The following is a 20624-nucleotide window of genomic DNA, read 5'->3' on the forward strand; positions in this document are numbered from 1 at the left end:
GCGGCGATGACGCCGATTCACGGCCGTCCGCCCGCGCGACTGCGCGGGGGCAACCGGGCATGAGCGGCCTCACTCCGCGGGCGCCAGCGCCATCTCCTCGGGCTCGACGCCCTCGTCCTCGCCGTCCGGGATCACGTCGACCTCGACCTTGAGCTTCTGCCGCCCCGAGCCGGCGACGATGCCGTCGATGGGGGCGACGTCGCCGTAGTCGCGGCCGCGGGCGACGACGATGTGGTCGTCGCGCACGGCCACGTCGTTGGTGGGATCGAGTCCGAGCCAGGCATTCCCGCACCAGACCGCGACCCAGGCGTGGCTGGCATCGGCCCCGCGCAGGCGCGGCCGGCCGGGGGGCGGCGTGGTGCGCAGATATCCGCTGACATAGGCCGCCGGCAGGCCCATGCCGCGCAGGCCCGCGATCATCACGTGGGCGAAGTCCTGGCAGACGCCGGCCTTCAGGGCGAAGGCTTCCGCCAGCGGCGTGTGAACGTTCGTCGCCCGCGCGTCGAAGCGGAAATCGGCGCGGATGCGGCGCATCAGGTCGAAGGCTGCCCCGTAGGCGCTGCGGCCGGCGCCGAAGCTCGCGCGGGCATAATCCGTCACCTCGGGGACCAGGGGCACCCGGGCGCTCGGGAACAGGAAGTGGATCGGCGCGTCGGCGCCGAGGTCGCGGGAGGCCACCACCGCGTCGCGGACCTCGTCCCAGGCGGGCCCTGATTCCGGGTGGGGCGGCTCGGGCCGCGCGACCTCGACCCGGGAGAGCGCCTCGACGCCGAACTCGGTATGGGGCACGTCCACGGTGATACCCACCGCCTCGATGCCGAAGAAGTCGCGCCGGGTCACCGCCGAGGCCGGGCTCGGGGTGATCGTCACCGCGCTCGACAAAACGCTCTGCCCGTCGCCGTCGCGCGGGCGCAGGCGCAGCGAGCAGCTCGCGAAGCGCACGGGCCGGCCGTAGCGGTAGGTGGTGCGGTGGCGCAGCGTGTAGATCACCCGAGCCCCGCAAGCTTCTGGGGCCGCATGGCCTCGGGTCCGCGCGCGAAGTAGCGGGCAGCGATCGAATCGGCCAGCCGCTCCAGCTCCGCCTCCATCCGCACCATGCCGACCGCGTCGAAATCGGCCGCCTCGCTCGCCCGGAACTCCGCGACGATGCGCGCGGCGAGGCGGCATTGCGGCTCGGGCACCCCGTCCGCCGAGAGCGCCGGCAGTTCCGACAGGTGCCGCGCGATCGCCTCCGCCTGGAAGGCGATGGAGCGCGGGTTGTAGGGGTCGAGCAGGACGAGGTCGCGCACGGGGTCGAGGGCGACCCCCTCGAGGTAGCGGGCGCCGTAGCTGATCTGCGAATCGCACAAAGCCAGCATCACGCCGAGGCTCTCGGGGCCGGCCTCGTCATGGGCCAAGGCGAGGGCGAAGTCGCAGGTGTTGATCGCCCGCTCGATGCGCCGGCCGAGATCGACGAAGTGCCAGCCCGCCGCCCGGTTGAGATTCTCCTGGGAGAGGCCGGACAGGGCGGAGAGGTGGCTCAGCGCCCGCTCGGCCCGACCGAGGAGCTGCGATTCGGTGAAGGCGCGGCCGGGATCGAGGGAGAGCAGCTCCACGAGGTCGGCGAGCACGCGCCAGGCCTCGCCGGAGAGGCGGTTGCGCAGCATCGCGGCGTTGCGGCGGGCCGATTCGATATGGGCGCGGGCGGAGCCGCGGACCTCGCGGCCGGTCAGCGCCTCCTGGGCGAGGGCGGCGGTCGGCAGGCCCACCGCGCTCGCCGCCCCCCATTCGGTGAGGAGCGTGCGGATGCGCTCGGCGGTCGGGCCATGCGGGCCGCCGCGGATGTCGGTGGCGACCGCGTCGCCGATGCTGCGCAGATGCGCGATCACGAGGCGGATCACGGCCTCCGCGCGCTCGGCGTAGCGGCCGAACCAGAACAGGCCGTCGGCGGCGCGCGAGGGCAGGTGCCCGGGGATGCGGCGCACCCGCGGCACGCGGCTCTGCACGAGGTTCGCGCCGTCGACCGGGGTCTCGGACAGCACCCAGACGTCGGCCGAACGGATGCCGAGGCGCAGCTCGGTCGGGTCGAGATTCTCGTGGTCGGAGACCCGGCAGAAGCCGCCCGGCATCACCTGCCAGCCGGAGGGGGTGCGCGCGGCGAAGACCCGGAGCACGAAGGGGCGCGGCACGAGGCGCAGGCCGGAGCCGGTGCGCTCCCAGCTCGGCATGGTCGAGAGCGGCCCGAGCGCCTGGCCGACATAGTCGAAGGGCCGGTCGCGCAGGGCCGCCACCGTGCGCTCGCGGTCGGCTGCGAGGGCGTGGGGCCCGAGGATGGCGTCGCGCGCCGCGCCGCGCTGGGGCGTCGCCGCCGGGCGCAGGGTCAGCGCATCGAGGTTGTCGCGGACATGGGCGAGCCCGTCCGGGTCGCCGCACCACCAGGTCGGGGGGCCTGCGAGCGTCAGCTCCTCCCCGAGCAGGCGCCGGGCGATGCCCGGCAGGTAGGCGCCGAGCGCGCCCGATTCGCACAGGCCCGAGCCCGGGATGTTGCACATCACGAGGCTGCCGTTGCGCAGGGCCTCCAGAAGGCCCGGCACGCCGAGCCGGGAGGCCGGGTTCAATTCCAGCGGGTCGAGATAGTCGGCGTCGATCCGCCGCCAGAGGGCGTCGGCGCGCTTGAGCCCGGAGACGGTGCGCACGTGCAGCCGCCCGTCCTGCATGACGAGGTCGTCGCCCTCGACGAGGAGCAGGCCGAGATAGCGGGCGAGCGCGGCCTGCTCGACATAGGTGCTCGAATAGGGCCCCGAGGTGAGCAGGCAGATGCGCGGATCCGCCCGCTCGGCGCCTGCCGCCAGCCCCTCGCGGAAGGCCTGGAAGAAGGCGGGGAAGCGCTCGACGCGCAGCTCGTCGAAGAAGTCGGGGAAGGTGCGGGCCAGCACCATCCGGTTCTCCAGCGCCCAGCCCATGCCGGAGGGCGCCTGGGTGCGGTCGGCCAGCACCTGCCAGCGCCCGTCGGGCCCGCGGGCGATGTCGGCGGCGTAGAGCTTGAGGAAGCGCCCGCCGGGCGGCTGGAGGCCATGGAGCGGGCGCAGGAACTCGGGCGAGCCCGCCACCAGGGCGGCGGGGAGGAAGCCGCCCGTCACGAGGTCGCCCGGCCCGTAGACGTCGGCGAGGATCCTCTCCATCAGCTCGGCGCGCTGGATCAGCCCCTCGCTGAGGGAGCGCCATTCCGCCGCCTCGATGACGAGGGGCAGGGAGCCGAGCGGCCAGGCATGCTCGCGCTGGTCGCCGTAGACGCGGAAGGAGATGCCCGCATCGCGGATGTGCCGCTCCGCCGAGACGAAGCGGGCCATCATCTCCGGCTCGCTCAGGCGGCCGAGCCGGTCGAGCAGGCGCGGCCAGGCGCCGCTCGGGGACCCGTCGGGGGCGAGATAGGCGTCGGGCCGCCCCGGCAGGGGGCTGTACCCGGCAGTCCAGCGGGCGAGGCGCTCAGCGCTCCCCGCCGCCTCACCAAGGTCCCCGGACGGCGTCATTGCGGCCCGGGCGTTCGCAGGTCGAGGGTGAGCGGGAATTCGGGATTCCCCTCCTCGCGCGGCATCGCGACCCGGCCCGGCGTGTGGCCGTGCGCCTGGAACCGGGCGAGGCGGCGCCCCTCCGCCTCGTAGGCGTTGACCGGATGGGTCTCGTAGTTGCGCCCGCCCGGATGGGCGACGTGGTAGCGGCAGCCGCCGAGCGAGCGCCCGCTCCAGGCATCGAGGATGTCGAAGGTGAGCGGCGAGTGGGCGGGAATCGTCGGGTGCAGCGACGAGGCCGGCTGCCACGCCTTGAAGCGCAGGCCGGCGACCGCCTCGCCCGCGGTGCCGGTGCCGGTCATCGGCAGGCGGCGGCCGTTGCAGGCGATGACGTGGCGACCCGGCACGAAGCCGTTCACCTTCACCTGCAGGCGCTCGACGGAGCTGTCGACGAAGCGCACGGTCCCTCCGCTCGATCCCTCCTCGCCGAGCACGTGCCACGGCTCCAGCGCCTGCCGCAGCTCGAGATGCACGCCGCCATGCTCCACCCGCCCGAAGACGGGGAAGCGGAACTGGCTCTGCGCCTCGAAAGCGAGAGGGTCGAAAGCGTAGCCGGCCCGGGCGAGATCATCCAGCACGCCGGCGAAGTCGGCCCAGAGGAAATGCGGCAGCATGAAGCGATCGTGCAGCCCCGTGCCCCAGCGGACACAGGTTCCCGCCTGCGGCTCGCGCCAGAACCAGGCGATGAGCGCGCGCAGCAGGAGCTGCTGCGCGAGGCTCATCCGCGCGTCCGGCGGCATCTCGAAGGCGCGGAACTCCACGAGGCCGAGGCGGCCGGTCGGCCCGTCCGGCGAGTAGAGCTTGTCGATGCAGATCTCGGCCCGGTGGGTGTTGCCGGTGACGTCCACGAGGATGTTGCGGAAGATCCGGTCGACGAGCCAGCGCGGGATGTTGGGCTGGTCGGGGGCGGGCACCTGATTGAGCGCCACCTCCAGCTCGTAGAGCCCGTCATGGCGGGCCTCGTCCATGCGCGGGGCCTGGCTCGTCGGGCCGATATAGAGGCCGGAGAACAGGTACGAGAGCGAGGGGTGGCGCTGCCAGTAGAGCACGAGGCTCTTGAGCAGGTCGGGGCGCCGCAGGAAGGGCGAATCGTCGGGGGTGGCGCCGCCCACCACCACGTGGTTGCCGCCGCCCGTGCCGGTATGGCGACCGTCGGTCATGAACTTCTCGGCGCCGAGCCGGGTCTGGCGCGCCTCCGTGTAGAGGCCGGCGGTGATGTCCACCGCCTCCCGCCAGGAGGCGGCCGGGTGCACGTTCACCTCGATCACGCCGGGATCGGGGGTGACCTTGATGACGCTGACGCGCGGGTCGTAGGGCGGCTCGTAACCCTCGATATGGATCGGCTGGCCGCATTGCGCCGCAGCCGCCTCCAGATGGCCGACGAGCTCGAGATACTCGTCCACGCGCTGGAGCGGCGGCATGAACACCCGCAGCACCCCGTCGCGCGGCTCGACGGCGAGCGCCGTGCGCACGGCGACGCCCGCGATGCCGGCGCCGTTCGGCACCGGGGCCCGGTCGGCGGCCTCGGGCAGGTCGGCGCGCGCCTCCAGCGGGTCCTGCGGCTGGTAATAGGGGTAGCTGTCCGGCGGCACGTGGGGCAGTTGCGCCAGCGGCAGGCGGAAGCCCACCGGCGAGTCGCCCGGCACCAGGAAGGCGTGGCCGCGGCGGAACTGCCAGCTCTCGGAGATCCAGACCCGGTCGGCATCGCCGCCGCGGGGCAGGCTCGCCAGCGGCAGGACGTAGCCGGCGGGCTCGCCGAAGCCGCGCTTGAACACGCGGGCGATGCGGGCGTCGTACTCCACCGAGCCGCTCTCGGGCCGGATCGGCGTGACGTTGACCGGCAGCCGCTCGCGCTCCTTCTCCCAGTACTCGGAATCCTCGAAGGCCGGGACGACGTAGTGGCGCAAGCCCAGCCGCTCGGCCAGGGTCTCGATCAGCGCGCGCGCCTGGGTGATGGTGGCGCCCGTGCCGCCCTCGGGGGCGATCAGCGCGGCGTCGTTCCAGATCGGCTTGCCGTCGCGGCGCCAGTACAGGCCGAAAGCCCAGCGCGGCAGGCTCTCGCCCGGATACCACTTGCCCTGGCCGTAATGCAGGAAGCCGCCGGGCCCGAAGCGGTCGCGCAGGCGGCGGATCAGCTGGTCGGCGAGGTCCCGCTTGGTCGGGCCGACCGCGGCGGTGTTCCACTCGGGATGCTCGAAATCGTCCACCGAGACGAAGGTCGGCTCGCCGCCCATGGTGAGGCGCACGTCCTGCGCGGCGAGGTCCGCGTCGATGCGGTCCCCGAGCGCGTCCATCTCGGACCAGACGGCGTCGGAATAGGGCTTGGTGATGCGCGCGGTCTCGGCGACGCGGGTCACCCCCATATCGAAGCCGAACTCGGTCTTGGCCGGCTCGGAGAGGCCCGAGATCGGGGCGGCGGAGCGGTAATGGGGCGTCGAGGCCAGCGGGATGTGGCCCTCGCCGCAGAGCAGGCCCGAGGTGGCGTCGAGCCCGACCCAGCCGGCGCCGGGCAGGTAGACCTCGGCCCAGGCATGGAGATCGGTGAAGTCGGTCTTGGTGCCCTCCGGCCCGTCCACCGCCGTGGTGTCGGGCACGAGCTGGATCAGGTAGCCGGAGGTGAAGCGGGCGGCGAGCCCGAGCCGGCGCAGGATCTGCACCATCAGCCAGGCCGAGTCGCGGCAGGAGCCGCCCTTGAGGGTCAGGGTCTCGGCCGCCGTCTGCACGCCCGGCTCCATGCGGACGCCGTAGGCGATCTCGTTGGCGACGACCTGATTCAGCGCGACGAGGAAGCGGACGGTGTTCGTCTCCTGCGTCTTCCCCGGCAGGGCGGCCAGGAAGGCGTCGAGCTCGGGTCCCTGCGCCTCGTCGAGGACGAGGTAGGGCGCGAGCTGGCCCTGGAGGTCCGGCTCGTAGGCGAAGGGCAGCTCCTGGGCGTAGTCCTCCACGAAGAAGTCGAACGGGTTGATCACCGCCATGTCGGCGGTGAGATCGATCTCGATCTTCAGCTCGTCCGTCTTCTCCGGGAAGACGAGCCGCGCGAGCCAGTTGCCGTTCGGATCCTGCTGCCAGTTCAGGAAGTGGTTCTGCGGCGTCACCTTGAGGGCGTAGGCCGGGATCTTCACCCGCGCATGGGGCGCCGGGCGCAGGCGGATCACCTGCGGCCCGAGGCTGATCGGCCTGTCGTAACGGTAGTGGGTGACGTGGTGCAGGGCTGCTTTGATCGACACGGGCACTCTCGTCTTGAAGGTCGGACGCCGACGCCGCGGCAGGCTCTGGCTGAGTCTGCGACACAGGGTATGGCGCAGTGGGCCGGTCCCAAGCAATTTCCATGCGGCCCGCGCGGGCGGCGGGCGGGGTTCCTGTTAGCCGGTTAGGAAAGAAGGGAACCTTGCCGGTCAAGACCGGATTACGCGGGGACGGGCACCGGCGCGGCGGCTTGCCCATCGCGGCCGCGCGGCCCACGATCAAGGGTTCGGCGACGGGACCGCCGACGGAACCGGCCATGAAGATCTTCCAGTGCCAGGCCTGCGACCAGCCGGTGACCTTCGAGGCCACCGCCTGCGAGAGCTGCGAGCGGCGCCTCGGCTATGTCTGCGACCGGCACGAGGTCTCGGCCCTGGAGCCGGTCGGCACCTCGGCCCAGCCGAACCTCGCCGGGAGCCCGGTCTTCCACGCCTATGCTCATCCCGGCCGCCGCTACCGCTTCTGCGCCAACGCGGCGCACGGGGCCTGCAACTGGCTGGTGCCGGACGATCAGCCGGAGGTCTTCTGCGTCACCTGCCGCCACAACCGGGTGGTGCCGGACCTGACCATCCCCTGGAACCTCACGCGCTGGCGCCAGATCGAGACGGCCAAGCACCGGCTGTTCTACTCGCTGCTGCGCCTCGAACTGCCGCTCGCGACCCGGGCGCAGTACACGGACGGGCTCGCCTTCGACTTCCTGGTCGACCCCTCCGAGACCTATATCGGCGGGCCGCCAGTGATGACGGGCCACATCAACGGCCTCATCACCATGAACATCGCCGAGGCCGACGACGTGGAGCGCGAGCGGCGCCGGATGCTGTTCGGCGAGCATTACCGGACGCTGCTCGGCCACTTCCGGCACGAGATCGGGCATTACTTCTGGTACCTGCTCGTGCTGAACGGCCCGAACCTGGAGCGCTTCCGCGCCCTGTTCGGCGACGAGAGCGCGGATTACGCGAGCGCCCTCCAGGCCCACTACGCCAACGGCGCGCCCGCGAACTGGGAGGACTCCTTCGTCTCGACCTACGCCACCAGCCATCCCTGGGAGGATTTCGCCGAGACCTTCGCCCACTACCTGCACATCGTCGACACGGTGGAGACCGCCTCGACCTTCGAGCTGCACCTGCGCCCGCGCCTGCGCCGCGGTTCCTCCGAGCCAGTGGTGATCGACTTCGACCCCTACAAGACGGCCGACCTCGACCGGCTGATCGAGGCCTGGCTTCCCCTCACCTACGCGATCAACTCGCTCTCGCGCAGCATGGGCCAGAGCGCGCTCTATCCCTTCACGCTGACGCCGGCCGTGATCGCCAAGCTCGCCTTCGTGCACGAGCTGATCTATGCCGTGCGCAGCGACGTGCCGGTCCAGGGCGGCGACGAGACCGGCCTCGACATCCTCAAGGCCGTGATCACCGGGCTGCGGCAGAAGGTGGCGGCGCCGACGGTGTGATCGGCGGGCGCGAGCCGCCCCTCACATCCCCTGCCCTTCGGTCTCGACCAGGATCTCGCGCTTGCCGGCATGGTTGGCCGGGCCGACGATGCCCTCGACCTCCATGCGCTCCATCAGCGAGGCGGCGCGGTTGTAGCCGATCTGCAGGCGGCGCTGGATGTAGCTGGTCGAGGCCTTCTGGTCGCGCAGCACCACCTGAACCGCCTGCTCGTAGAGGTCGCCCCCCGTCTCGCCGAAGGCGCCCTGGTCGAAGACCGCGCCGTCGATCTCGAGATCGTTCGCGCCGCCCTTAGCCCCCTTGGCCGGAGCCTCGTCCTCGTCGGCGGTGACGGCATCGAGATAGGCGGGCCGGCCCTGGCGCTTGAGGTGAGCGACGACGCTCTCGACCTCGGCATCCGAGCAGAACGGGCCGTGCACGCGCGTGGTCCGCCCGCCGCCCGCCATGAACAGCATGTCGCCCTGGCCGAGCAGCTGCTCCGCGCCCATCTCGCCGAGGATGGTGCGCGAGTCGATCTTGCTCGTCACCTGGAAGCTGATCCGGGTCGGGAAGTTCGCCTTGATCGTGCCGGTGATGACGTCCACCGAGGGACGCTGCGTCGCCATGATCAGGTGGATGCCGGCCGCGCGCGCCATCTGGGCGAGCCGCTGGATCGCCCCCTCGATGTCCTTGCCGGCCACCATCATCAGGTCGGCCATCTCATCGACCACGATCACGATGTAGGGCAGAGGCGACAGGTCCATCGCCTCGTCCTCGTACATCGCCTCGCCGGTCTGCCGGTCGAACCCGGTCTGGACGGTCCGCGTCAGCACCTCGCCGCGATCCTGCGCCTCCTGCACGCGGGCGTTGTAGCCGTCGATGTTTCTGACGGCGATCTTGGACATCTTCTTGTAGCGCTCCTCCATCTCGCGCACGGCCCATTTGAGGGCGATGACCGCCTTCTTCGGGTCGGTGACGACGGGGGAGAGCAGGTGCGGGATGCCGTCATAGACGGACAGCTCCAGCATCTTGGGATCGACCATGATCAGGCGGCACTCCTCGGGCTTCAGCCGGTAGAGGAGCGAGAGGATCATGGTGTTGATGGCGACCGACTTGCCCGAGCCGGTGGTGCCGGCCACCAGCAGGTGGGGCATGCGGGCGAGGTCGGCGATGATCGGCTCGCCGCCGATGTTCTTGCCGAGGCACAAAGCCAGCTTGTGCTTGGTCTCGACGAAATCGGCAGAGGCCAGCAGCTCGCGCAGATAGACCGTCTCGCGGCGCACGTTCGGCAATTCGATGCCGATGGCGTTGCGGCCGGGCACGACCGCGACGCGGGCGGAGACGGCCGACATCGAACGCGCGATGTCGTCGGCGAGCGAGATCACCCGGCTCGACTTGGTGCCGGGCGCCGGCTCCAGCTCGTAGAGGGTGACGACGGGGCCGGGGCGCACCGCCAGGATGTCGCCGCGCACGCCGAAATCGCCGAGGGTGGCTTCGAGCAGCGTCGCGTTCTGCTCCAGCGCATCCGCCGAGACGAGGCTCGCGGCCGAGGGGCCGCGCGGCTCCGCGAGCACGCCGAGCGGCGGCAGCTCGTAATCCTCCGGATCCCGCGGCGGCGGGGCCGGCGCGCGGCGCGCGGGGATCGGTGCGGCGGCAGGCGGCGCGACGCGCGAGCGCGGGGCGTCCGGCTCACCCTCCTCGTCCGGATCGTCATCGGCATAGGCGGGGACCGGCTTCGCCCGCGGGGCGGGACGGGGCGCCTCCGCATCGAAGGCCGGCTCGCGGCGGGCCGGGGGCCTCGACCCCTGCGCCGGCAGGTGCTCGGCCCAGGGCAGGTCGTCGTCCGAGAAGGCCCGGCGCGCGGCAAGCGTCGGCGAGGCGCCGGCATAGGCGAGCCCCCCGGAGCGTTGCGCCTTCCAGCTGTCGACGGTCTCGCCCAGGGCCGCGCGACCGCGCATGACGGCCTGGGCGATGGCGCCGAGGCCGACGAGGCCGAGGCCCGGCTCGCCGGCCGCGTCGCGCTCCTCGGAGCGGTAGGCGGGCCGCCGTGCGGCGGGCGCGTGATCGATCTCCTCCGCCTCCTCGTCCTCCTCATGGCCGAGGCCGGCGCGGCAGGCCCCGGTGATGGCGAGGATCGCCACCGCCCCGTAGACGAAGCCGACGAGCGCGGCGGCGGGCCCGGCGATGGCGCCGACGATGGTGCGGGCGAGCGAGAGCAGCGCGTCGCCGGCGACGCCGCCGAGGCCGGTCGGCAGCGGCCAGCGCGTGGTCGGCGGCAGGGCGCTCGCCACCGCGCTCGCGGCGCAGAATCCGATGATCCAGAGGGCGATGCGCAGGCCGCCGCGCGGCAGGTCGCGCTCGCGCATCAGGCGCACGCCCCAGAGGGCGGGCGGCAGCACCAGGGCGAGCGAGCCGAGGCCGAGGATCTGCATGGCGAGATCCGCCACCACCGCGCCGGCCTGGCCGAGCACGTTGTGGGCGCCATGGTCGGTGGCGTGGTTGAGGCTCGGATCGTCGATCGACCACGTCGCCAGAGCCACGGTGAGCGCGATGGCGCCCGTGAACAGAAGGAGGCCGCCGAACTCCGTCAGCCGGCGCGCCAGGAACGGGCGCACCGTATCCACGACGGTGTCGAAGGGCGACGCGGAGCGGCGGAGCGAGCGCATGCGGAACCGGACGCGTGAGGGGTACTCTGCCGGAAACGCTACGGGCGAGCCGTTAACGGGGGGCTAAGGTTGAGGAAGGCTCAACCGGCACCTTCGAATCCGCCGCGCGCGTGCAATCCGGGAGCCCTTGTGGCAGAGCGGTGCGCATGAAGATCGACGGCCGCCACCACCGTACCATCGTGCCGGATGCCGACGGCGTCTCCGTGCAGGTGATCGACCAGACCCGCCTGCCCTTCGCCTTCGAGATGCGGCGCCTCGCGAGCCTCGACGACGCGGCGGTGGCGATCCGCACCATGATCGTGCGCGGCGCGCCGCTGATCGGCGTCACCGCCGCCTACGGCCTGGCGCTCGCCCTGCGCGCCGACCCCTCCGATGCCGGGCTCGCCCGCGCCGTCGAGACGCTGGCGGCCACGCGCCCCACCGCGATCAACCTGCGTTGGGCGCTCGACCATGTCGCCGCGCAGCTGCGCCCCCTCCCCGCCCCGGAGCGATTCGACGCCGCCTTCGCCGAGGCCGGCCGCATCGCCGAGGAGGATGTGGCGAGCTGCAAGGCGATCGGCGAGCATGGCGGCCGGCTGCTCGCCGAGATCGCGCAGGCGAAGGGCCGCCGGATCAACGTGCTGACCCATTGCAATGCCGGCTGGCTCGCCACCGTCGACTGGGGCACGGCCCTGGCGCCGATCTACATGGCGCACGAGATGGGCGTCGATCTCCACGTCTACGTGGACGAGACCCGGCCGCGGAACCAGGGCGCGGCGCTCACCGCCTTCGAGCTGAACGGGCACGGCGTGCCCCACACGGTGATCGCCGACAATGCCGGCGGCCACCTGATGCAGCATGGCGGCATCGACGTCTGCATCGTCGGCTCGGACCGCACCACGGCCTCGGGCGACGTCTGCAACAAGATCGGCACCTACCTGAAGGCGCTCGCGGCCTCGGACAACCGGGTGCCGTTCTACGCCGCCCTCCCCTTCTCTACGATCGACTGGACGCTGTCGGACGGCGTCGCCGAGATCCCGATCGAGGAGCGCGACGGGCGCGAGGTCACGCATCTCACCGGGCGGCTGGCCGATGGCGGCTTCGCCACCGTCGAGGTGGTCTCGCCGGGAAGCCCCGTGGCCAACCCCGCCTTCGACGTGACCCCGGCCCGCCTCGTCACCGGCATCATCACCGAGCGCGGCGTGTGCGAGGCCTCGCCCGAGGGCCTGCTCGGCCTCTACCCGGAGCGGCGCCGGGCGGCGTGAGGCCCAGGCGCAGGGCCCCTCAGGGCTCCCACTGGCAGAACACCGTCGAATCGAACCGGAACACCGCCTCGCCGTGCTGGTTCGTGCCGGTGTTGCGGGCGAAGGCGAGGCCCCAGCCCGGACGCGAGGACGAGGCGCGGCGGTCGGTCAGCACCGTGCGGTAGCCGATGGTGTCGCCCGCATAGACGGGCTTGAGCCAGCGCATCTTCCGGAAGCCCGGCGAGGAGCCGAACATCGGCACCGGGCCGCGGGCGGCGGTGTAGGCGAGGTCGCGGGCGCGGGTCGCCATCAGCCGCTTCATGTAGGCGGCGGCCGTATGCCAGCCGGAGGCGCAGAGCCCGCCGAAATGCGAGCGCGCCGCGGCCTCCGGGTCGAGGTGGAAAGCTTGCGGGTCGTAGAGGCGCGCGAAGGCGATGATCTCCTCCGCGGTGAAGGTGTAGGATCCGAGGTCCCGGGTGCGGCCGATCTCGGCCACGCCGAGGAAGGGGAGGATCTCGAAATCATCCGGTTCCGGCTGCGGCTCGGGCGTCGCCAACGCCACCGGCCGGGGCGGCGGCGGCTCGACGCCGCGCCGCGGGAACATCACCGTGAAGCCCTGCGTCATCACGGTCTGGCCGGCGCCGTTCTCCATCTTCGCGGCGAAGCGCACGAAGCCGAGGCCCGGCTTCGAGCCCGAGCCGCGGCAATCCTCCACCGTCGTCGTGAGGACGAGGCTGTCGCCCGGCAGGACGGGGAGCATCCAGCGCAGCTCCTCGATGCCGGGCGAGCCGAGCGACGAGCCCCCGCGGAACACGCCGGCCTGCAGCAGCCGCATGCCGAACGCGGCCGTCTGCCAGCCCGAGGCGATGAGCCGGCCGACGAAGGTCGCCCGCGCCGCCGCCTCGTCGAGGTGGAAGGGCTGCGGATCGAATGCCCGCGCGAAGGCGACGATCTCGTCCCGGCTCACGGTGATCGCGTCGCTGACGAAGCGGTCGCCGGGCTTGAAGTCCTCGAAGCAGGGGCCGGGCATCGGCGCCTCAGTTGGCGAAGCGGAAGTGCAGCACGTCGCCGTCCTGCACGCGGTACTCCTTGCCCTCCAGCCGCAGCTTGCCGGCGTCGCGCGCGCCGGTCTCGCCCTTCAGCGCGACGTAGTCGGCATAGGCGATGGTCTCGGCGCGGATGAAGCCCTTCTCGAAGTCGGAATGGATCACCCCGGCTGCCGCGGGGGCGCGGGTGCCGTCGGTGATCGTCCAGGCGCGGGCCTCCTTCGGGCCGACCGTGAAATAGGTGATGAGGCCGAGCAGGTCGTAGCCCGCCCGGATCACCCGGTTGAGGCCGGGCTCGGTCAGCCCCACCGCCTCGAGGAACTCGGCCTGGTCGGCCGGCGCCATCACCGCGATCTCGCTCTCGATCTTGGCCGAGACCACCACGGCCTTGGCGCCCTCCGCCTTGGCGCGGGCCATCACCGCGTCGGAATGGGCGTTGCCCTTGTCGGCGTCGCCCTCGTCCACGTTGCAGACGTAGAGGACGGGCTTGGCGGTCATCAGGCCGAGCTGCTGGAACAGGCGCTCCTCCTCGGGCTTACGCTCGACGAGGCGGGCCGGCTTGCCGTCGCGCAGGAGCGGGAGCGCCCGGTTGACGAGGTCGAGGGCCTCCTTGGCCTCCTTGTCGGAGCCCTTGGCCTTCTTCTCCAGGGCCTGGGCGCGCCGCTCCAGGCTGTCGAGATCGGCGAGCATCAGCTCGGTCTCGATGGTCTCGATGTCGGCGGCCGGGTCGACCTTGCCCTCGACATGGGTGACGTCGCCGTCCTCGAAGCAGCGCACCACGTGGGCGATGGCGTCGACCTCACGGATGTTGGCGAGGAACTGGTTGCCGAGCCCCTCCCCCTTCGAGGCGCCGCGCACGAGGCCGGCGATGTCCACGAAGGTCAGCCGCGTCGGGATGATCTCCTTCGAGGCCGCGATTCCCGCGAGCGCGTCGAGCCGCGCGTCCGGCACCGCCACCTCGCCGACATTCGGCTCGATGGTGCAGAACGGGTAGTTGGCGGCCTGGGCCGCCGCGGTCTGCGTCAGCGCGTTGAAGAGGGTCGACTTGCCGACGTTCGGCAGGCCGACGATGCCGCATTTGAAGCCCATGATGCGTCCTAATGGTCCGTCAGGATGGTTTCGGGGGTGACCCGAAACGGATCCAGGATCGTGATGCCTTCGACCTCGCGGCCGTGTTGATAATCCTCGGAGAGGAGGTAGCGGCAGCCCGCGCGGAGCGCTGCGCCGAGCATGACGCAGTCCCACCACTGGAAGCCGGTCTTCTCGCGCAGTGACCACGCCGCGTGGATCAGCTCAAGGTCGGTCGCGCCGTGGGACCATGTCTCGATCGCACGTGTGGTGCGGCGCGCCTCGTTCGGGCTGACGGCGACCTTCCCGCGCAGAAGCGTATGGTGGATCTCTCCGAGAACCTGCGGGCTGACGACGGCGGCCTCCCGCGCGGCGAGAACCGCGAGCCAGCGTCGCGCGACGGCCTGCTTCTCGGGATACCGGTCGTCGCGTGCGTAGAGGAAGACGTTGGTATCGACGAAGACCCGGTCAGTCATCGTAGAGCTGGTCGCGGGTCGGTGCCTTGCCGTTCTCGTCGAGAACGTGGAGCGGCGGTCCTGCCAGGAATCGGTCCAACGCCTCGCGCTGCGTCATCGGCCGGCCGACCCGCTGCTCGACGGCCTCGGCGACGAACTTCGACAGGCTCTTGCCGTCCCGCGCCGCCGCCACGCGCGCGCGCTGCAGCAGCGCCTCGTCCATGGTCACGGTCACGTTCTTCATCGCCGCCTCCGGATCACCGTCGATATCGTGTCCTCGTGTTTTCGTGTCAATTCAGGAGGCCCGGTCAGGGGGCGGCCCGTCCTTTGGCCTTGCCGGCCTCGGAGGGCGTCTTCACCTCGTCCCAGCCGCGGCCGGCCATGGCGAGATGGACCTTGTTCTGGAAGCCCGGATCGTCGCCCGCCGCCAGCAGCGCGGCGTGGTCGGCGACCGCCCGGCAGAGATCCTCGACCCAGGGCTCCTCGGCCTTGGCGAAATCGTTGAGCACGTAGGCATGGACGAGGGCCTTGTCGCCCGGATGACCGATGCCGAGGCGCACGCGGCGGTAGTCGTTGCCGCATTGGGCGGTGATGGAGCGCAGGCCGTTATGCCCGGCATTGCCGCCGCCGAGCTTCACCCGGAGCTTGGCGGGGGGCAGGTCGAGCTCGTCGTGCAGCACGATCACGTCGGCGAGCGCGATCTTGTAGAAGCGCTGCGCCTCGGCCACCGCGCGGCCGGATTCGTTCATGAAGGTCTGCGGCTTCAGGAGGATGGCGCGCTCGGAGCCGAGGACCACCTCGGCGGCCTCGCCCTGGAAGCGGCGGCGGAACGGGCTCGCCCGGTGCACGCGGGCGATCTCGTCGACGCCCATGAAGCCGATATTGTGCCGGTTGCGCGCGTAGCGCTGGCCCGGATTCCCCAGGCCGACGATGAGCCGCATGCCGTGCTCCTTTGGCCTGCCTCGACGCACGTGAAAATGCCCCGGCTTTGGGCCGGGGCATCGCGAGGGCGGAGGGGACGCGGCGGTCCCGCTCCGGATTACTCCTCGGTCTTCTCCTCGGAGGCGGTCTCGGCGTCGGCCTCGGCCTTCTCCTCGGCGGACTCGGCGGCCTGCGCCTCGGCGATCGCGGCCTCTTCGGCCTCGACCTCGGCGCCGAGCACCGTCGGCGGCACGATGTTGGCGACCGGGTCCGTGCCCTCGCCCGTGTAGGTGCCGGCGGGCAGCTTCAGGTCGGAGGCGTGGATCACGTCGCCGATCTGGCGGCCGGTGAGGTCGATCTCGATCGCGTCGGGGATCTGGTCGGGGGCCACGTCGATCGGCAGCGTGTGCAGCGCGATGTTGAGGGTGCCGCCCTTCTGCTTGATGCCGGGGGCCTTGTCCTCGTTCACGAAGTGCACCGGCACGTCGACCACGACGGTCTGCCCGGAGACGACGCGCAGGAAGTCGACGTGCAGCGGCACGCCGGTGACCGGATCGAGCTGGAAGTCGCGCGGGATCGCGCGGACCTTCTTGCCGTCGGTGGTGATCTCGAACACCGTGGTCTTGAAGCCGCCGGCATAGATCAGGGTGCGGGCGCGGATGAGGTCGATCGCGATGGAGGCCGGCGGCTGGCCGGCACCGTAGACGACGGCGGGAATCTTGCCCTGGCGACGAACGGCCCGGGCGGCCCCCTTGCCGACCCGGTCGCGTGCCACGGCCTCAAGCGTCTTGACTGCGCTCATGGCGTGATCCTGTGTGTGATGATGGCCTGGGCCAACGACAAAGGCCGCCCGAAGCGGACGGCCCGACCGTTCCCCAGCGCGCCCGTGCCTCCAAGGGTGTCTGAAGGGCGCGGGGCGCGCTTACACCGGACGGCGCGGAAAGGCAACCGAAGGGCGCGGATGCCGCGCGCCGAGGCGGCCGGGTCTGGGTGCCTCGGTGGTCGCACATCCTCGGCGCGCCGCATGCGAAGGCCGTCAGAAACCCAGCATCGGCTTGGCCGTATGGTGCGCTGCGGCGTACGAATAGAGGTGAACCAAATCTCGGCAGCGCCGTTGTCCCGGCGGATTCTGCTCCGGGGACGGCCATGGGCAAGCACGACATTCTCGGTTACTTCGAGCACCGCAGCGACGGTGCCTGGGTCTGCGTGCGTCCGTTCACCCTGACGACCCGCAGCGCCAGCATCGACATCCGGCAGGGCCAGCGCTTCGATTACGGCAAGCGCGTCGGCGGGCTCGACCTCGCCGAGTATCTGGAGCAGCTCGGCTCGCAGTTCGGTTCCTGAGGTTCCTCAGAAGCGGTAGGCCGTGCGGCAGGCGCCCCAGTGGCGGCCGGCCGCGCGAATCGGCGCATCCACCTCCCGCACCATCACGACCCGGTCGCCGAGTTCGCGGCGATAGACCTGCACGGTCGCCGGCCGCTGCGAGCGCGCGGCGGTGATGCCGGTTCGGTCGTCGAAGATGCGCAGGTTGCGCGCGTTGGCCGCGTTCCAGGCCGCGTCGCCCGGCCGCTGGGCTTGCGAGACCGCGCCGTTATGCACCGGCACGAAGCCGTTGCGGTCGGCGACGATGCAGAACAGCATCCGGTTGTCGAGAGCGAGTTCCCGGTCGAGCAGATCCTGCAGCATCCCGACGAGCGGCTTCACGGCGCGCGTCATGAACTGGCGCGGGTCGCTGCCCGGCAGCGGCCGGTAATCCGTATCGAACAGGTCCGCCTCGGTCAGCCGGCCGGCGGAGAGCGCCTCCTCCATCAGTCCGGCGATCCGCCCCGATAGGCCCTGCGCCTTCGCCGCGAGGGGGGCATACTCGGCCTGGACGGCGGCGAGGCGCGCGTCGAGGCCGGAGCGCGCGGTCGCGGTCAGGTCCTCGAAGGCGCAGTGCAGGCCCATCGGGCTCACCGCCCGCACCAGCGCCCGCACCGGGCCGATCCCGTCGATGTCGAGGCCGAGCGCGCTCCCCGCGGACACGGCCGCGCCCTCCGGCGCCTCGACCAGCACGCCGCCCGCGCTGAGATCGACGCTGCGGCTGCGCCGTCCGTCGCCGAGGCGCACGGCGAGCTCCACCGGGAAGCGGTCGTGACGGCGCCGATCACCGATCTCGCTCTGGCGGATCACCGCGACGAAGCGGCGCCCGAGCCCCGCGGCCTGATCGGCCGCCTCCCGCGCCGAGGCCTCGGTGGCGACGGCGCGCGCCTCCAGGGCGATCCCGGCCTCGGCGATGGCCTGCGCCGCGCCGTCGACATCGGCGACGAGGCTGCCCGTCCGCGCGGCCTCGCCGACAACGTGTGCGACGATGCCCGCCTGCTCGCCCGAGATCGCCTGGACCGTGCCGAAGGAGGGACGCGCCGCGTCGATGGCCTCGGCGAGTGCCGTCACCGCGGTCGCGGAGGCGGCCGCCCCATCGCGCAGCCGCGTGACCCGCGCGCGCACCTCCTCGGCGGCCCGGGCCGTCTCTACCGACAGGGCCTTCACCTCGGCGGCGACCACGGCGAAGCCGCGCCCGGCATCCCCCGCCCGGGCCGCCTCGATGGTGGCGTTGAGCGCCAGCAGGTTGGTCTGCCGCGCCACCGCGGCGATGGCGTCGATGATGCCCGCAATCTCGGAGCCGGCAAGCGCCAGGGCCTCGATCTGCGCCCGCGCCTCGCCACCGCGGCTGTCGGCCTGGTCGAGATGGCTCTCGGCCTGCCGCATCGCTCCGGCGATCCGGCCCGAGGTCTCGGACAGGGCGCGAGTCCGGTCGGACAGCGCGGCGCTGGCCGAGGCGGCCTCGCGCGCCGCGCCGGCGAGCCCGTCCATCCTGGCGCGCATCTCGGCGAGCCCTGCCTGGACCGCGCCGACCTCGCCGCGGGCCGAGGCGATCGAGCCGCCGACGGAGCCGATCGCGGCAAGCACATCCGTCTCGATCGCGTCGAGGACGGACGCGCTGCCCGGCCCGGGGCCGCGCGCGGCCTCGTCCGCCGACGCCGCGGCAGCCGCATCCTCGGGAGCCGGCGCCTCCTGCTCGGGCGCGGCGGGCTGCGCGGGCGCGCGCTTGCTGAGATAGGATCGAAGCATGATCTGCATTCGATCATCGCAGCGTTAAGGGACGATTGAAGAGCCCTGTCCGCCCACGCGGCTTCGGTCGAAAGTATGATGGCGGCGAAGCCTGCCGAGTAGATCGCCCGGCCCGATGCTCGGCGCGGGCCCGCTCGACTGGCCCACAAGTCCGTTCGGGCCGGATCGGGTTCGAGTCCGTGGCCGACAGATCTGGCCTGTTCCGTAGCAAGTCTCGCTCAGGCGCCGCCCCATTGCATGGTCAGCCCGCCATCGACCACCAGGGTGTGGCCCGTGACGTAGTCGGCCTCGTCGGAGACGAGATAGAGGATGGCGTGGGCGATGTCCTCGGGCTGGCCGGCCCGGTGCCACGGGATGCGCGCCAGGGACTTGTCGAGCTTGTCCGGATCCTCGAAGCGGTCGGCGGTCATCGGCGTCTCGATGAGGCCGGGCGCCACGTTGTTCACGTTGATCCGGTCCTCGGCGAGTTCCCGCGACAGGCTGCGGCAGAGCGAGCCGAGCCCGGCCTTCGACATGCCGTAGGGCGCGCTCTCGGGCGTCGGCAGGTGCTGGGCGACGGAGGAGACGAACACGATCTTGCCGCGCCCGCCCGCCTCCCGGCGCAGGCGGATGAAGGGCCGCGCCGTGAAGAGCGGGCCCATCAGGTTGACCCGCAGGATCGTCTCCAGCCGTTCGTCCTCCATGTCGGCCACCGGCATGCCGCTCATCGCCTGGCCGGCATTGGCGACGAGGATGTCGAGGGTGCCGAGTTCCCGGGCCGCCGTCTCGTAGAGGGCGCGCACCGAGGCCGGGTCGCCGACATCGACCTGCGCCACCACGGGCTTCCGCCCCTCCGCCTCCACGAGGCGGGCCGTTTCGGCGATACCGTCCCGGTCGGTGTGGTAGGCGACCACCACGTCGGCGCCCGCGCGGGCAAGGAGGATGGCGGCGGCCCGGCCGATCCCCGAATCGGCGCCGGTGACCAGGGCGCGTCTGTCCGTGAGCTTCATCGATGTTCCCGTTGGCGGATCGAGCAATCGCCTGGGCAATCGGTGCGGTCGGGCCCGGTTCCGGCACGGCGGCGCATTGCCTCGGGGGATGTGTCTCGGGGGCGGGATTTGCCGGAGCCTCCCGGACGTCTTTGACGGACGGGGAGGCGATGCCTAATCAGGAACCAAAATCCGTCGCCGGCGTCGCATGACAGAAGCGCGACCCCGCCAACCTTCGAGCATGATGTCTTCGGCCTACCAGACTGTGATCCCCGAGACCGCCGAGGAGAGCGCGCCCACCACGCGCTGCCGCATCCTCGCGGTGGCCGAGCGCTCGTTCCGCGAGATCGGCTACCAGAAGACCACGGTCGCCGACATCGCCAAGACCCTGAAGATGAGCCCGGCCAACGTGTACCGCTTCTTCGAGTCGAAGAAGGCGATCAACGAGGCGGTGGTGGAGCGCGTCACCGGCGAGATCGAGGCGCTGATCGCCGGCATCGCCGACGCGCCGGGGCGGACGGCGGAGGCGCGCCTGCGCGAGGCGGTCGCGGCCCTGCACCGCGATACCACCGGGCGCTGGGCCGGCTATCCGCGCATCCACGAAATGATCGAGGCGGCGATGGGCGAGAGCTGGGAGGTCTGCCGCCAGCACGTGGACCGGATCGGCGCGGTGTTCGAGCGCATCGTGCGCGACGGCGTGCGGACCGGCGAGTTCGAGGCGGAGGATCCGGCGATCGCAGGGCGCTGCATCCAGGCGGCGATCACGCGCCACACCCACCCGCTCCTTGTGAGCCAGGTCCACCCGGAGATCGAGCCGAGCCTCGACCAGATGGTGGCCTTCCTGCTGCGCAGCCTGCGCCCGGTCAGGGAGCCCGCGCGGGGTTGAGGCGTACCTCACCCTTTGTGGGAGGCTGGGTCGGATCGGAGAGCGACGGCCCCGGATGAGGCGCG

16 protein-coding genes are annotated in these 20624 nt (G+C 71.9%); 4 read left to right on the plus strand and 12 right to left on the minus strand.

All coding sequences use genetic code 11. The features are described from left to right. Nucleotides 1-69: 69 nt before the first annotated feature. From MTDSW087_RS02595 to MTDSW087_RS02605, 3 genes are read right to left on the minus strand one after another with little or no spacing between them, the layout of a single operon-like run. Nucleotides 70-990 (minus strand): transglutaminase family protein, encoded by a 921-nt coding sequence (locus MTDSW087_RS02595; RefSeq protein ID WP_144759778.1) that lies wholly within the window; start codon nt 988-990, stop codon nt 70-72. Next, entirely contained in the window at nt 987-3509 is a 2523-nt protein-coding gene (locus MTDSW087_RS02600) for a circularly permuted type 2 ATP-grasp protein (protein ID WP_144759781.1), read from the minus strand. The genes MTDSW087_RS02595 and MTDSW087_RS02600 overlap by 4 nt, the downstream gene beginning before the upstream one ends. Next, nucleotides 3506-6775, minus strand: a complete 3270-nt coding sequence (locus tag MTDSW087_RS02605) for a transglutaminase family protein (protein WP_144759784.1) — start codon at nt 6773-6775, stop codon at nt 3506-3508. Before MTDSW087_RS02605 ends, MTDSW087_RS02600 begins: the two co-directional genes overlap by 4 nt. Nucleotides 6776-7050: 275 nt before the next feature. Here MTDSW087_RS02605 and MTDSW087_RS02610 point away from each other — a divergent pair, with 275 nt between their 5' ends. After that, a complete protein-coding gene (locus tag MTDSW087_RS02610; RefSeq protein WP_144759787.1) occupies nt 7051-8238 on the plus strand; it encodes a zinc-binding metallopeptidase family protein in 1188 nt (395 codons plus the stop codon). A gap of 21 nt (nt 8239-8259) precedes the next feature. On the opposite strand, the gene MTDSW087_RS02615 is transcribed toward MTDSW087_RS02610, so the two are convergent. Further along, on the minus strand, nt 8260-10881 hold the full coding sequence (locus tag MTDSW087_RS02615; RefSeq protein ID WP_144759790.1) for a DNA translocase FtsK: 2622 nt from the start codon (nt 10879-10881) through the stop codon (nt 8260-8262). Between the two features lie 146 nt (nt 10882-11027). Between MTDSW087_RS02615 and mtnA the strand changes: the two genes are divergently transcribed. Beyond that, nucleotides 11028-12125: an S-methyl-5-thioribose-1-phosphate isomerase gene (gene mtnA / locus MTDSW087_RS02620; protein WP_144759793.1), complete on the plus strand. Its 1098-nt coding sequence runs from the start codon at nt 11028-11030 to the stop codon at nt 12123-12125. A gap of 19 nt (nt 12126-12144) precedes the next feature. Here mtnA and MTDSW087_RS02625 read toward each other — a convergent pair whose 3' ends face one another. The 6 genes from MTDSW087_RS02625 to MTDSW087_RS02650 all read right to left on the minus strand — a co-directional run bounded on the left by MTDSW087_RS02625 (nt 12145) and on the right by MTDSW087_RS02650 (nt 16396). Then, nucleotides 12145-13134: a MaoC family dehydratase gene (locus MTDSW087_RS02625; RefSeq protein ID WP_144759796.1), complete on the minus strand. Its 990-nt coding sequence runs from the start codon at nt 13132-13134 to the stop codon at nt 12145-12147. Between the two features lie 7 nt (nt 13135-13141). Then, on the minus strand, nt 13142-14239 hold the full coding sequence (gene ychF / locus MTDSW087_RS02630) for a redox-regulated ATPase YchF (RefSeq protein WP_144759799.1): 1098 nt from the start codon (nt 14237-14239) through the stop codon (nt 13142-13144). Between the two features lie 8 nt (nt 14240-14247). Next, nucleotides 14248-14694: a PIN domain-containing protein gene (locus tag MTDSW087_RS02635; protein WP_144759802.1), complete on the minus strand. Its 447-nt coding sequence runs from the start codon at nt 14692-14694 to the stop codon at nt 14248-14250. Further along, nucleotides 14687-14917 carry a hypothetical protein gene (locus MTDSW087_RS02640; protein ID WP_144759805.1) on the minus strand — a complete coding sequence of 77 codons (231 nt, stop codon included), beginning with the start codon at nt 14915-14917 and terminating at the stop codon, nt 14687-14689. Before MTDSW087_RS02640 ends, MTDSW087_RS02635 begins: the two co-directional genes overlap by 8 nt. Before the next feature lie 64 nt (nt 14918-14981). Continuing rightward, nucleotides 14982-15614 (minus strand): aminoacyl-tRNA hydrolase, encoded by a 633-nt coding sequence (gene pth / locus MTDSW087_RS02645; protein WP_144759808.1) that lies wholly within the window; start codon nt 15612-15614, stop codon nt 14982-14984. A gap of 98 nt (nt 15615-15712) precedes the next feature. After that, nucleotides 15713-16396: a 50S ribosomal protein L25/general stress protein Ctc gene (locus tag MTDSW087_RS02650; RefSeq protein WP_144759811.1), complete on the minus strand. Its 684-nt coding sequence runs from the start codon at nt 16394-16396 to the stop codon at nt 15713-15715. 344 nt (nt 16397-16740) lie between these two features. On the opposite strand from MTDSW087_RS02650, the gene MTDSW087_RS02655 reads away from it, so the two are divergent. Then, nucleotides 16741-16938, plus strand: coding sequence for a hypothetical protein (locus MTDSW087_RS02655; protein WP_144759814.1), 198 nt, complete (start codon nt 16741-16743; stop codon nt 16936-16938). Between the two features lie 6 nt (nt 16939-16944). On the opposite strand, the gene MTDSW087_RS02660 is transcribed toward MTDSW087_RS02655, so the two are convergent. Beyond that, entirely contained in the window at nt 16945-18705 is a 1761-nt protein-coding gene (locus tag MTDSW087_RS02660; protein ID WP_144759817.1) for a methyl-accepting chemotaxis protein, read from the minus strand. A gap of 218 nt (nt 18706-18923) precedes the next feature. Continuing rightward, entirely contained in the window at nt 18924-19694 is a 771-nt protein-coding gene (locus MTDSW087_RS02665) for an SDR family NAD(P)-dependent oxidoreductase (protein ID WP_144759820.1), read from the minus strand. Between the two features lie 223 nt (nt 19695-19917). Between MTDSW087_RS02665 and MTDSW087_RS02670 the strand changes: the two genes are divergently transcribed. Continuing rightward, the gene (locus MTDSW087_RS02670) at nt 19918-20559 is read left to right on the plus strand and encodes a TetR/AcrR family transcriptional regulator (RefSeq protein WP_144760223.1); all 642 of its coding nucleotides are present in this window, start codon (nt 19918-19920) and stop codon (nt 20557-20559) included. The last annotated feature ends 65 nt before the right edge of the window (nt 20560-20624 follow it).

The sequence above is a fragment of the Methylobacterium dankookense genome (assembly GCF_902141855.1).
In the GTDB taxonomy this organism is placed as follows: Bacteria; Pseudomonadota; Alphaproteobacteria; order Rhizobiales; family Beijerinckiaceae; genus Methylobacterium; species Methylobacterium dankookense.

Bases quoted from the DNA above. Each gene is read 5' to 3' on its own strand.
- MTDSW087_RS02660 (WP_144759817.1), bottom strand. From the start codon at position 18,705: ATGCTTCGATCCTATCTCAGCAAGCGCGCGCCCGCGCAGCCCGCCGCG.
- ychF (WP_144759799.1), bottom strand. From the start codon at position 14,239: ATGGGCTTCAAATGCGGCATCGTCGGCCTGCCGAACGTCGGCAAGTCG.
- MTDSW087_RS02665 (WP_144759820.1), bottom strand. From the start codon at position 19,694: ATGAAGCTCACGGACAGACGCGCCCTGGTCACCGGCGCCGATTCGGGG.
- MTDSW087_RS02615 (WP_144759790.1), bottom strand. From the start codon at position 10,881: ATGCGCTCGCTCCGCCGCTCCGCGTCGCCCTTCGACACCGTCGTGGAT.
- MTDSW087_RS02625 (WP_144759796.1), bottom strand. From the start codon at position 13,134: ATGCCCGGCCCCTGCTTCGAGGACTTCAAGCCCGGCGACCGCTTCGTC.
- mtnA (WP_144759793.1), top strand. From the start codon at position 11,028: ATGAAGATCGACGGCCGCCACCACCGTACCATCGTGCCGGATGCCGAC.
- MTDSW087_RS02635 (WP_144759802.1), bottom strand. From the start codon at position 14,694: ATGACTGACCGGGTCTTCGTCGATACCAACGTCTTCCTCTACGCACGC.
- MTDSW087_RS02640 (WP_144759805.1), bottom strand. From the start codon at position 14,917: ATGAAGAACGTGACCGTGACCATGGACGAGGCGCTGCTGCAGCGCGCG.
- MTDSW087_RS02670 (WP_144760223.1), top strand. From the start codon at position 19,918: ATGTCTTCGGCCTACCAGACTGTGATCCCCGAGACCGCCGAGGAGAGC.
- pth (WP_144759808.1), bottom strand. From the start codon at position 15,614: ATGCGGCTCATCGTCGGCCTGGGGAATCCGGGCCAGCGCTACGCGCGC.
- MTDSW087_RS02655 (WP_144759814.1), top strand. From the start codon at position 16,741: ATGGGCAAGCACGACATTCTCGGTTACTTCGAGCACCGCAGCGACGGT.
- MTDSW087_RS02650 (WP_144759811.1), bottom strand. From the start codon at position 16,396: ATGAGCGCAGTCAAGACGCTTGAGGCCGTGGCACGCGACCGGGTCGGC.
- MTDSW087_RS02610 (WP_144759787.1), top strand. From the start codon at position 7,051: ATGAAGATCTTCCAGTGCCAGGCCTGCGACCAGCCGGTGACCTTCGAG.
- MTDSW087_RS02600 (WP_144759781.1), bottom strand. From the start codon at position 3,509: ATGACGCCGTCCGGGGACCTTGGTGAGGCGGCGGGGAGCGCTGAGCGC.